Raw genomic sequence first — 11457 nt, forward strand, 5'->3', positions numbered from 1 at the left:
ATTTCGCCAGCCGCGAAACCGTTGATACACCGTTGACCATGGGCCGAAGCGCTCCGGCATGTCTCGCCACGCAGCACCTGAGCAAAGCACCCAGAGCACACCATCGAGCATCAGGCGGTCGCTCAGGCGCGGCCGCCCTCGGCCATGAGTTTCGATGAAGAGGTCGGAGACCACACCCCAGGCCTCATCCAAGAGTTCGTAACGCTTTGCCATCACAGAATTCCTTTCCGTCGATGGCGGAGGACTCTACAAAATCTCAGCGTTTGAGGGGCGGCAATTGGGTTTCTCGGGATTTCGTACAGAACCTAGATCAACAGTCAGCCGGAACGAATCGGAATACGCCTCTACTCGAACTGGGTAACTTCGAATTCAAGCTGGCTGGAAAAACGTTGTCCGTATTTCACAACAAAATCGACCCTGCGCTTGCTCAAGCCAAAGCTCTTCAGGGCAAGGGCGCATTTCCGAAAACTTCACTTGGTTGGCACTTTGCAGGGCATTGCTGATGCCGTCCAACGACAATGGGTTATCAAAGTCAAGGAATATGGGTTTGGGCTCGGAGTCGATCTTGATGAACGCATAGCGCGGCAACCCCTGAGCAACTGCCCAGGCGCGCCATTGCAAAATATGATCTAGATCGTCGATAGAGGTTTTTACCTGCGGCAGTTGATCGCTTGAGAATAACCAGGAAGCCCGTTTATAGAGGGCGCGCCCTAGCCAGATACGGCGCTTGTCGTGTTTGGCAACAACACTTCCGTCTAGGGCAAAACCGAGACGATGCATGGGAGTTGGGTAGACGCAGAGCAGGTCTTCGCTGAATTGGCCCAGGGCATCGACTACCTGCAAACGCCCATGGGCGTACATCACTTTTGCCCGTCCGGCGGCGAACTGTTGATGCGTGGCCACGCAGCCCCCGCCGGAGGGTAGTACCAGTTGCCGATATGAAGGTTGCAGTGGCCAATCGATATGCGAGCGTTGGTAGCTTTCCGGCGAGTCCGCCAGGATCAGCCGCGGACGCTGAAAAATCGCTTCTACCTCTTGGTTCACCTGGATATTAAACGGCCCGAATGGCGCAGCGACGGGCTGGCAGAGAGTATGGACCGCCGGGTGTACTTCGCCCACGATGATGGTGTAATCGCCTCGGTTGATGGCTTCCACCGACGGGCTGGATAGCAGAAAGTCCGGCGAGTGGTAGTCACTGCCAAATACCTCGAAATTGGTGACGTCCAGCTCGACATTCAGCCGGCTTATCAGGCGCTCGATGTCTGCAACCGAAAGGCGCACATCAATGTTATCCGCGAGCCCCTCCAGTTGTTCTTCCCAGGCCTTTTCCAGGCGCTGATCAAGGTCGATGACAATTCGCTCTTCAATTGTCGGCAATAGAGGAGCCAGTGCGTTGAGAAAGTCGAGAAAATCCACGGGTATGTCCGTGTAGGCGTTCTGACGCTGCTTCCACACTTCTATGAACGCCTGGTTAAGCCGATGCGCGATGGCCTTGATCAGCCATTGATGGATACGCATCAATGGTGCCAGGTCTTCATTTATCTGCTTAAGCATGTCCTGTCCTAGGCTTATATTCATATTTCTCGAACAGTCTTCGTATACTGGGTACCGACCAACATACATTGCACCGGTTTCCCGACTGAGGTCCACGCCGGCTTCAACGAGCAGTTGGTTCAATGTATCTAAGCATTGTGTGCGGCGTTCAAGGTTGCCTTTTGCATAGTCTCGGCGTGCGCTTTCGAGCCTCTCCAGGCGCAGTTGCCAGGTTTGGCTGAACGTTTCAGATGCTGCGGCATCGTCCAGCCAGCGCTGCATCCGCTCTATCGGCTTGCGTTCGCGCGGCGACATTTGCCAGCCACGCCGCACGATGCGTTTGCTGACCAGGTGTTCCAGCAGGTCGCGCAGGGTGTCGGCCGGGGTATCGACACAGGCCTTCAACAAGCCCCGGAGCGTCGGCATGCCATCTTCCGGGTCGTTGATGTAGGCCAATACCTGCGCGGTTACCGGGCTCAAGTGCTGCTTTTTGCCAATAGGCATGAACAAGGTGCGTGCTTGCAGGTAGCAACCCGCGTTGAGTTGCAATGGTATGCAGTCAGGGTCCGGGCATTGCTGGTTGATTTGCTCGACCAGTCGCTGAACTGCCCAGTTTTCGAAAAACGTACTGCGGTCCTTGATCCATGCATCGCCGTAGGTGACGTGCATGTTCTCCGTCTGTTGCGGATCGAATCGACCCCAGGCCAGCGGGCCAAAAAAGCTTGAGGTGTCGTTTTTGGCGCAGAAACGTTGGGCATAGCTCCAGCCCAGTCGCAGCTTCTGTTTCTTGCGCGTATCGTTTTTAGCGAACCGGTCGCGGATCAGTTCACGCGCGCGCGTCAATGCGGCCGGGTTGGAAATGAACAGGGCTTCGGCAACCGCGTCGTCATCCAGAAAGTCGATCAATCCTTGACGGATGCGTTCCAGATAAACCTGGTATTGCTGGTCTGCCTCTGTGCGTGTGGCGGTCTGTTCCAGTAAGCCATTCCAGTCGTGTACGGCAGCGCTCAAGGGATCGCGTAAGGCTTGCGGCAGGTCGGCGACTTGCAGCGACAGGCCTTCGTTGAGTTTGCGAATCAGCTTGCGACAGGCTTGGGGGGAGTGGGCATTGGCCGCTTCAAGCAGGGTGGCCTTCACCCCATGCAGCGCGCGAAAACGCTGTTCAAAGGCACCGCACGCAGGCAGCTCGGAAAACCCTCCCAACGCGGTCAGGTGATGAATGGGAAAACCGGTTGAGCGCAGCCAGAAGTAGTGTGAACTTTCCATGATTCAGGCCGGTATCCTTATTGCGTTGAGTTTGTGCAGCTTGCCAAGCACCGCGAGATCATCGCCGTTTTGTGGCGCTTGCAGTGCCAAATCCGCGAGCAACCGTGGTTGTTTCAGGTCGGCGTAAAGGCTGGCCGCGCGTGGGCTGATGAGCGTGAATTTGTGGCGGGCCTCAAGGTTGGGCAAATACACCAGGATATGCTCACAGGTCTGTTCCAGGGGCCCGCGTCCCAGCTGGCTCTTGTCGCGCAGCCAGTGTGAGAGCGCAAAACAACTATGGTGGAGGCGGGCTTGGGCGGTGCGTTGATAACGGCCGGGTACCGGGGCGGCGACGTCCATCAACCCGGTGTACAGATGAACGCATTCGCGTTCAAGCCCGATCAGGTCCCGGATCTCTGGGTAATCGGCCAGTTCCTGGCGTTCCAGTAAAAATCCCAGTACCGCATCGCAGTAGCCATAAACCATTGGTCCAAAGTCGAACCAGTCCTGTTCACGCAAAAACGTTCGGGACAGAGTGGGTAAATCCAGCCCGATGTTGATCAGCGCGCGCAGGGTCAACGGGGCGCCGGTCTCCAGCGCATTTGTAAAGGAGTTGACCAGGCGGAACTGGTAGTTTTCGACGAACCACTTCACGCGGTCGAACTGTCCGGCATAGGCTTGCAGAATCGTTCGTTCATCCTCAGGGAAGTGTTGCAGCCATTGCGTAGCCCCCTGCGCCTGGAATAAATGCTGCTGCAAGGTTTCATCGCGCAGCAGACGTCGCCAAAGCTTCCAGACCTGCTCAGCATCCATGCGCCAGCTCCCGTGCCGGTTGGGTGTAATGATTCCAGATTTTCTGCGCGCGCCGCACGTCGGTGACGATCATGTGTTCGTCATTGGCATCCATTACCCGGGTGAGCGCATGGTGGGCCTGCCCTTGATACTCAAGGATGATCGCCGAGGGTTGGGCCCGTGACATCAGTTCTTCGTAGAGGTCCCAGACAGGCTCAGGCACGCTGGCGTCATGCCAGTCGTGATAAAGCCCGTCATGCCAACTGCCTCCGGCCAGGTGCACCGAGATCACCTTGTCCAGCGGTAAGGTATCCAGGTAGTCGCGCAGGTCGAAATTCTTGAGGTTCAGGTGGTTAGTGTAAATGTTGTGCAGGTCAAGATGCAGAAACGTGCCGGACTGCTGCACCAGCCGCGCGAGGAACTCGGCTTCGCGCATTTCCGCGCCAGGGCATTGCAGGTAATAGGCGGCGTTTTCATGGGCCAGCGGCATCCCGTAGCGCATTTGCAGCGCCTTGGCCCGCTCTGCACAGCGCAACACTTCGGCATTGGAAAACTGCAGGGGGCTGCTCCAGATATCCAGCCATGAATTGTCGCCATAAAAACAATGATTGGCGACCCAGGGGCTGTTCAACATCTTCGCCAGGGGCACATGGCGCTGCACCGCAGCAGTTTGCTCCAAGGGGCTGAAACCAAAATCGCAACCGTAATTGGAGTGCGCCAGCAACGTGAAATTCTCGGCCAGCCGCTCCATCATCGCTCTGGCCGCCGGCTTGATGATCTGCGGACCATCCATGGGCGCCATGATGTTGTCGAGCAGGATTTCCAGAACATCGACTTCAATGTCCTCGAAGGGAAACCAATCAAGGATTTCAGGGTTGTACTGAATGCCCACGCCAATCGGGTCGGGCTTAACGAATTGAGTCATGGGTTGCCCAGTCAGGCGAAAGATGGGGGCCTCCCCGGCAGCACGCCGGGGAAGGTCTGGAACCGTCAGGCGAAAACCTTGCTCTCGATGACTTCGATGTCATCCAGGTCGAACTCCTCAAACAATGCTTCTTCGTTAGCTTCGGTAGCGGGAACGGTCATGTTGTCGACGTGGGGTTCGTTTTCGGCGGTCGGGGTGGTTGGCGATTGAGTCATGGCACTTTCCTCAGGGGTGGTTGAACAGGCGGATTACAGTGAAGGCGGTGAAGCACCAGGCGATGACCCATCCCAGGCAGGTCAACACAAAGGTGCTCCAGTAGAGCCGGCGCAACTGCGGGGAGACCGGCTCTTGCGCGGCGCGGCGCGAGCGCCGTACATAATTGAAGGCTCGTTGGCGCAGGCGTGGCTGCTCCAGGAACTCGATAATTGCCAGATAGGTATCGCCATTGAAAATCGGTAGGAGGGTCGGTATCAGGGAAATGAACGACGCTACGACCATCACCACGAACAGCGACGCGAACGCGCCTTGGGCATCCCGGTACAGCGCCCACAGGGCGATCCCGGCACCGGCGTACATCAGGCTGACCATGGGGCCCGCCAGAATGGTGACAACTCGTTGATTGAGGGGCAGTTGCGACCACTCTTTTTGCACCGGCCGTACCCAGCCGGTGGCCAGTAGCACGTAGATGCCAATCCCGAAGTCGTTGACTTTGACCCCATAGTGTCGACATGCCATGGCATGACCAAGCTCGTGCAGCGCAATGGATGTGACGATGACCGGGAAGTGCCAGATCAGCCAACGGTAACTGTGCACATAGGTAGCGCCAACGTCAGCCAGGAACGCGTCGAAGTGCATGCCCAGATAAATGAAGCTCGCTAGTGCCAACACCAGCAGCGACACGTTGAAGCTTGTACGACAGCACCAGGGCGCCCAGCGATAAAGGTAATCGAGCAACGGCTGCGGATTGGTTTTTACCAGGTTGATCAGCAAGTGTTCTTTCAACGGGCCATAGGTGATCCCAGTGGCCGGGTCGCGCAGGTTGTTCTTGTGGGCGGTGTGCTCGCTGCTCAGCAGATTCAGGCTGAGCAACTTGCGCTCAAACTGCATCAGCTTCTCGAGGCTGACCTTCATTCGGTGGCGTGCAAGGGCTGCGGCCATGATCTCTGTGTGGCTGCTTTGGCCATCGAAGAGCAATGCGAGGCAGTACTCGGCCTTGCCCAGCTCAAAACCGAGGTCCGAGGTGGGGTCATAGAGATGGTAGCGTTGCACCGCGCTATCGTCTGTCGGCGGCGTCACGACCAGGTCATCTCTCAAGCAGGCATGGGCTGGCGCTGCAACCTTGCTGGTCGCCATGGCAGAGCTGCTCATGGCTGAGCCCACCACGCGTGCAGCTGCGGCCGGTAGGTGTGTTCCAGCGCTTGGCGGCCCTGGGCCTTGACGTCTGCCAGGCGCTTGTCGCTGCGTCGATGACTGGCGCGTCCCAGTACAAAAACAGCCCCTGGGCGGGTTGGGCCGCAGACGGGCTCATGGGTGGTGCGAATCGGTTCCCAGCCATGTTTACACATCAGGTATTCGATACTGCTGGCGCTCAGGTAGCGCCGATGGTTATGGGTGAGGAAGCCCTGTTCAAGGCCATAGCCCAGGGCGCGGCCCTCAATCAACAACAACCCATCGTCCGCACTGGCTTGTCGACACAATTGCATGACCTGGTTGACGTCATGCACATGCTCCAGTGATCCATTGATGATGATCAGGTCGTAGTCGCCACTGGGGTTCATATGTTCAGCAGCCACCAGATCGATCTGCAGACCGATCTTCTTGCCGTATTCTACATATGCCCGGTCCGGATCATTGCCTCTGACCGACCAGCCCTGTTTGGCAAACGGAATCATCAACCCGCCAGCGGAACAACCGACGTCGAGCAGTTTGCCGGTGGCGGGTAGCACCTCTTTGAGGTACCGATACAGGTGTTCCCCGCGGCGTACCTGATCAAGAAAAAAAGCGCGCTCAGGTTCCGAATTGCCGAACAGGCTCAGGCGATAAAACTTGTCGTAGTAAGCGTTATAGAACGCTTCCTCAAAGCGGTATTGCTGGAAAATATGCCCGCACTCCTGGCAACCCAGTACCGGCAAGTCGATTGCCTGCTCGCCAGGTCCGCGAACGCTGTGCAATAGCACGGCGTGTTGTGTGGAGTCGCACAGTTCGCAGTCCATCTTGTGCACGCGGTACGCGTCGGGCATCTGCAGGCGTTGTAAGTATTGCTGTTTTAGGGATGTGCTCACGATGACGTCCTGGTCACTTGATGCAGAAAAAACCTTCAAAACAGATGTGCTTGAATACCGTGGTGATGTCCTGGAAGCCTGCACGGTTTAACAAGTCGATATTTCCGGCGGTGGAGAAGGGCTCAAGCACACCTTTGAGGCTTCTGGTTTTTGCCAGTATTTCATCGGCGCTATAGCCCTGGTCGCGTTTGTAGTCGACGTAAAGACTGCTGAGAATGTCCTGGAAGCGCGCATCCGGGCCGCGTACTTTTTCGAACATGATGAACGCCCCGCCCCAATTCAATGACTCGTAGATTCGATCAAACAGGGCCTGCCGAATGCGCGGATGCACGAACTGCACGGTGTAATAAGCAACGATCAAATCGCTTTTTTGGTAATCAAACGTGAGTATGTCATCCGTGACAAAACTGACATTGGGCAGGGGGGAGGCGCTCAACAGCGTGTTCGCCTGGCAGGTCATCGCATCTTCCACATCGATGCCTACCCACTTCGTTGAAACACCGTGACGGAGTGCCAATTGACGCGTCAGGGTGCCGGTAGAGCTGCCCAGCTCGTAACAGGTACTGTCGCTCTTCACAAAGAAGTCGCTGAGTGACAGCACGATTTCATGTCCATCCTTATATCGGGGCACAGACTTCGATACATGTGAATCAAAGTGCTGCGGCGTGGTGCCGCCAAAACTCCAGGCGGCATTGCGCGATTCGACACCGTCGCCGACGGTTTCATAGGCAAGAGCAGGCGAACTCATCAAGGTAGACATGTTCATTCACATCCATGCTGGAGAACGTTGAGGTGCATTGCTATGGGGAGCGCGACATGTGCCGCGCTAGACAAGTGAGCGTTTTTTATTATTCCTGCTACTCGCGGTAGTTCTGATTGCAAGGCGGAAAGTTAATGGCCAGCCCCGTCTTCGAGGTGCGGCAATACTTAGTCAGCGTTGACGATGGCCGTTACGCCGTCGCGCCGAGCATTGTTCGTCGCCATACAAGGCGCGCCAACGTGATCGACCAGTTGCACAAGGCGACCACCAAGATGATATAGAGCAACGTCGACATGCCTTGGCTGACGATGACTTTACCGGCCAACAACGGAAACCCGAACACGCCGACAAAGTAGGAAAGACTGAATAGAACTAACGATTGCGCGGTCTGACCGGCGGGGGCTTCATTGGCTGCCAGTCCGTTTATCACAGAGTAAGTCAGCCCATAACCTACGCCGAGCACAATGGCGGCCAGCAAATACGCCGCCGACGAGTGTACGAAGAAGGTGAGCATCAATACCGAAACCACCATCAGCGCACTTAATAGGCTGGACATCACGTAGGGATCGCGTTTGACGATATAGCCTGCGACCAACAGGCGACAGGAGATCGCCGCGCTCATGAAGCCCAGGAAGAATAGCGAATAGTCGAGGTGGTTGAGGGCGGCATAGGAGGTCTGGAAACTGGAAAGGCCGCCGAAGATCGCACCGCCGAGGCCGACCATGATGATGGCAAAGACCGCCTTGGAACCCAGCACTGCCTGGGCGGCACGGGCGCTGATTTTGCACACTGTCACCGGCCCCAGTCGCGCTTGTTGCTGCTTGATGTGCGGCCCGAGCAGGAAAAACACCAGCCCTCCTACCAGACTGGCGATGGCGGCCACCACAAACGCCGACTCCACGGAATGGCCCAGTGCCTCGGCGGCACGCCCAACCAAAGGGCCGGTGCCTATGCCGCTCATCATGCTGCCTGACAGCAAGGCAAAATACTTCACACGCCGGGCAGGCTCTATGATCATCGCCACAATGATCGGTCCAAGGGTGTAGAACACGCCCCATCCAAACCCCAGGATCAAGCCGCTGGTCAACAGGGCCACTCCGAACGCAGGCACGGTTGCGAAGCCCAGGCACGCCGCTGCCAATAACACGGCGCCCGCTGCGATGGCTTTGGGCGCGCCGATCAGATCGGTCAAGTGGCCTGAGAAGATGACTGCCAGGAATGTACTGAGCATGGCAACCGAGATAATCGTCCCGGCGTCGGACTCGCTGCCACCACTTTCCCTGAGCTTCATTGCCAATAAGAATGTAGTGCCATACGACAGGGAGAGTAAATAGCTGCCCAGGCAAAACAGGCCGAACAGCCCGTTGCCAGTAGCGTGGCTCGCGGACGCTTGTGAAGACATTGGCTTCTTTCCTTGTGGAATCGAAAGTGGGGTAGGTCAGTCGGGCAATTAATCGGCGGCGCGTTGTAACGCGGCGGTCACCCGATTGATGTCTTCCTCTTGGGTCATCCAATTACTGATGGATAAACGCAACGCATATTCACCCTTGTATGTTGTTGGGGTGATATACAGTTCGCCGCTGCTGTTGAGATTGCTCAGCACCTGTCGATTGAGTTCGGCCAGCGTGTTGGGAGTGCAACCGTCTTTGAAATAACGAAAGACTAGGAGATTCAATCTGACTTCACATAGAAGTTGAAAGCAGGGGCTTTCATCAACCCATGAAGCAATACGCTGGGCATAACCGCAATGGCGTTCGATCAATTCCCTGTATCCGGCCTTGCCATAGGCCATCAATGTCATCCACAACGGTAGCGCCCGATAGCGTCGAGACTGTTCAACACCGCGGTTCATGTAAGCCGGTAATTGCCCTTCCAGGGGAACGTAAGGGGCATCAGCTGAAAAGGCTCGTTCATGAAGCGTCACATGGCGGGTAAAAGCGATACCGCAATCATATGGAACGTTAAGCCATTTATGCGCGTCGGCAGTTATAGAGTCTGCTAGCTCCAAGCCTTCTACCAGATGCGCATACTGGCTTGAGCATCTCGCGAAGGCACCGAACGCGGCATCGACATGCAACCATGCACGGTATTTTTTGCATAACGTTGCCAGTGAAACCAGGTCATCAAAATCGCCACTGTTAACGGTGCCCGCACTGGCCACCACAATTCGACATGGCGATGTGCAAGTGGCTAGCGATTGTTCCAGCGCGTCTAGATCAAAGACTTCGCGATGAGGCAGGCAATTTACCTTGATAAAGTTACGCTGACCTATACCGAGAAGCCCCAGATCCTTGACAATGCTTGAGTGGGGCGAGGCGCAGAAAACCATTACTGGGAAGGCGGCCTGAAGGCCATCTTGGGCGATGCTGACGTTGTTGTGTTCCCCACACCACTCGCGGGCGGTGGCCAGGCCAACAAGATTCGCTGCGGTGGCGCCTGTTGTCAGTACGCCGTGGAAAGCGTCGGACGGGAGTCTGAGCATGTCGGCCAGGAAGCTCAGCGTTTGGGCTTCGATGAACGCCGCTACGGAATGGCGTTCAGTCGCAACGTTCTGGTCCAACACGGAAACCAGCCAATCACCTGCTAACGCTGCGGGCGTGGTGCCGCCAGTGACAAAACCGAAATATCGTGGGCCTGTGCTGCGTGTGTGTGATGCGCCATAGTTTTCCCAATACATTTCCAGGGCCGCCAAACCGCCAATCCCCTGCTCAGGCATCTCGGATTGAATCGCCCTGTTGTGGGTTTGGGTATTCACTACATTTGCATCGCGAGCGTCTGCCAGAAAATCCAGAGCAATACGACCCACTTCAGCCATCAGCTCAGGCATACCTGCTTCATCACGCGAAAAAACCTGCATCCCTGCACTCCCTTACCTTAATGAGCGATCTCTTTGAACCCTTCCGATCGGCAACATTTCCATACGTCTTTATTGGAACTTCGCCATTTATAGCAAGCTTTTTAGTGAGTGAAAACTCGCTGTCACGGCATTAGGGGGCTGCGGCATATCGATAACTGACATTAGGCCCTTCGAGAAATGCATTCATAACTCATTGAATTAAAGTAATTAAATGAGAATTAATGGATGTCTTTTTCATGAGCCGGGTCAAGCGTGGCGCCACAGGAAACAGGTTCAGGATTTATGATCTGAACGTTATCGCATGTTAAACAATCCCTGTGAATCACGCTGCCTAGAACGCCACTTATGGTCCCGCTTCTGCCGCTACAACAGGCACAACGCGGGGGCTCAAGCGTCAAATCTTCACTAGCGCTCAGCTCTTCGAAGGATAAGGCCGCAGGTAAAGATGTTTGAAGGATATGAGAGGTTTCTTAAGCAGCCAAAATGGCTTGCTGGTTGTCGCATCAATTTCCGAAATGTCGCATTTAATTCAGTATCCTACACCCGCCACCCACCAGCGCCGGACCGGAAGCCGAATGGTGCGGCTGGCGAAACGGACGTTGCGGCCAGTGGCTCAACGGCACGCAACTGGCCACCGACTGGATGGCCGCAACCTCCAGGGCCTCGCTCTCGGCCCGTGGCACCACCAGCATGCGCCCGGCCTTGCGCGCCGCCAGCGCCGCGGGCAACACGCCACGCACCGGACGCACCGCGCCGGACAAGGCCAGTTCACCGAGGCATTCCACGTCGTCCAGCGTCAGGGTCGGCACCTGCACGCTGGCCGACAGGATCCCCAAGGCGATGGCCAGGTCGAAGCGGCCGCCGTCTTTTGGCAGGTCCGCCGGCGCCAGGTTCAGGGTGATGCGCCGCGCCGGAAAATTCAGCCCCGAGTTGATGATCGCGCTGCGCACCCGATCCTTGCTTTCCTTCACCGCCGCCTCCGGCAGGCCAACCATCGTCAGCGAGGGCAAGCCATTGGCCAGGTGGACTTCAACGGTAACGGCAGGAGCCTCGACCCCCACTT

Annotated in this window: 10 protein-coding genes and 1 pseudogene; all 11 read right to left on the reverse strand. The window is 56.5% G+C overall.

What is annotated here, in order from left to right; all coding sequences use genetic code 11:
* A partial coding sequence (locus BLP82_RS29285) for a transposase (protein ID WP_139197999.1) occupies nt 1-213 on the reverse strand: 213 nt, incomplete at its 3' end.
* A gap of 156 nt (nt 214-369) precedes the next feature.
* Nucleotides 370-2799, reverse strand: a complete 2430-nt coding sequence (locus BLP82_RS29290) for a lantibiotic dehydratase (protein ID WP_092176882.1) — start codon at nt 2797-2799, stop codon at nt 370-372.
* A gap of 3 nt (nt 2800-2802) precedes the next feature.
* On the reverse strand, nt 2803-3591 hold the full coding sequence (locus tag BLP82_RS29295; protein WP_092176885.1) for a hypothetical protein: 789 nt from the start codon (nt 3589-3591) through the stop codon (nt 2803-2805).
* Nucleotides 3581-4495: an MbnB/TglH/ChrH family RiPP precursor modification enzyme gene (locus tag BLP82_RS29300; protein WP_092176888.1), complete on the reverse strand. Its 915-nt coding sequence runs from the start codon at nt 4493-4495 to the stop codon at nt 3581-3583. Before BLP82_RS29300 ends, BLP82_RS29295 begins: the two co-directional genes overlap by 11 nt.
* A gap of 65 nt (nt 4496-4560) precedes the next feature.
* Nucleotides 4561-4710, reverse strand: coding sequence for a 3-thiaglutamate biosynthesis pearlin carrier peptide TglA (locus BLP82_RS31330; protein ID WP_170842400.1), 150 nt, complete (start codon nt 4708-4710; stop codon nt 4561-4563).
* Nucleotides 4711-4720: 10 nt separating this feature from the next.
* Nucleotides 4721-5863 carry a M50 family metallopeptidase gene (locus BLP82_RS29305; protein WP_092176891.1) on the reverse strand — a complete coding sequence of 381 codons (1143 nt, stop codon included), beginning with the start codon at nt 5861-5863 and terminating at the stop codon, nt 4721-4723.
* Entirely contained in the window at nt 5860-6777 is a 918-nt protein-coding gene (locus tag BLP82_RS29310; RefSeq protein ID WP_256574293.1) for a class I SAM-dependent methyltransferase, read from the reverse strand. The genes BLP82_RS29305 and BLP82_RS29310 overlap by 4 nt, the downstream gene beginning before the upstream one ends.
* Nucleotides 6778-6790: 13 nt before the next feature.
* On the reverse strand, nt 6791-7543 hold the full coding sequence (locus BLP82_RS29315; RefSeq protein WP_256576689.1) for a methyltransferase domain-containing protein: 753 nt from the start codon (nt 7541-7543) through the stop codon (nt 6791-6793).
* A gap of 184 nt (nt 7544-7727) precedes the next feature.
* Nucleotides 7728-8939, reverse strand: a complete 1212-nt coding sequence (locus tag BLP82_RS29320; RefSeq protein WP_092176894.1) for an MFS transporter — start codon at nt 8937-8939, stop codon at nt 7728-7730.
* 48 nt (nt 8940-8987) lie between these two features.
* On the reverse strand, nt 8988-10394 hold the full coding sequence (locus BLP82_RS29325; protein ID WP_092176897.1) for a pyridoxal phosphate-dependent decarboxylase family protein: 1407 nt from the start codon (nt 10392-10394) through the stop codon (nt 8988-8990).
* A 536-nt stretch (nt 10395-10930) separates the two neighbouring features.
* Nucleotides 10931-11455, reverse strand: a pseudogene (locus tag BLP82_RS29330) (magnesium chelatase domain-containing protein); the annotation flags it as partial.
* Nucleotides 11456-11457: the final 2 nt, after the last annotated feature.

Origin of the sequence: Pseudomonas sp. NFACC37-1, assembly GCF_900101575.1 — a bacterium.
Taxonomy (GTDB): Bacteria; Pseudomonadota; Gammaproteobacteria; order Pseudomonadales; family Pseudomonadaceae; genus Aquipseudomonas; species Aquipseudomonas fluorescens_AA.

Bases quoted from the DNA above. Each gene is read 5' to 3' on its own strand.
- BLP82_RS29290 (WP_092176882.1), bottom strand. From the start codon at position 2,799: ATGGAAAGTTCACACTACTTCTGGCTGCGCTCAACCGGTTTTCCCATT.
- BLP82_RS29295 (WP_092176885.1), bottom strand. From the start codon at position 3,591: ATGGATGCTGAGCAGGTCTGGAAGCTTTGGCGACGTCTGCTGCGCGAT.
- BLP82_RS29300 (WP_092176888.1), bottom strand. From the start codon at position 4,495: ATGACTCAATTCGTTAAGCCCGACCCGATTGGCGTGGGCATTCAGTAC.
- BLP82_RS31330 (WP_170842400.1), bottom strand. From the start codon at position 4,710: ATGACTCAATCGCCAACCACCCCGACCGCCGAAAACGAACCCCACGTC.
- BLP82_RS29305 (WP_092176891.1), bottom strand. From the start codon at position 5,863: ATGAGCAGCTCTGCCATGGCGACCAGCAAGGTTGCAGCGCCAGCCCAT.
- BLP82_RS29315 (WP_256576689.1), bottom strand. From the start codon at position 7,543: ATGAACATGTCTACCTTGATGAGTTCGCCTGCTCTTGCCTATGAAACC.
- BLP82_RS29320 (WP_092176894.1), bottom strand. From the start codon at position 8,939: ATGTCTTCACAAGCGTCCGCGAGCCACGCTACTGGCAACGGGCTGTTC.
- BLP82_RS29325 (WP_092176897.1), bottom strand. From the start codon at position 10,394: ATGCAGGTTTTTTCGCGTGATGAAGCAGGTATGCCTGAGCTGATGGCT.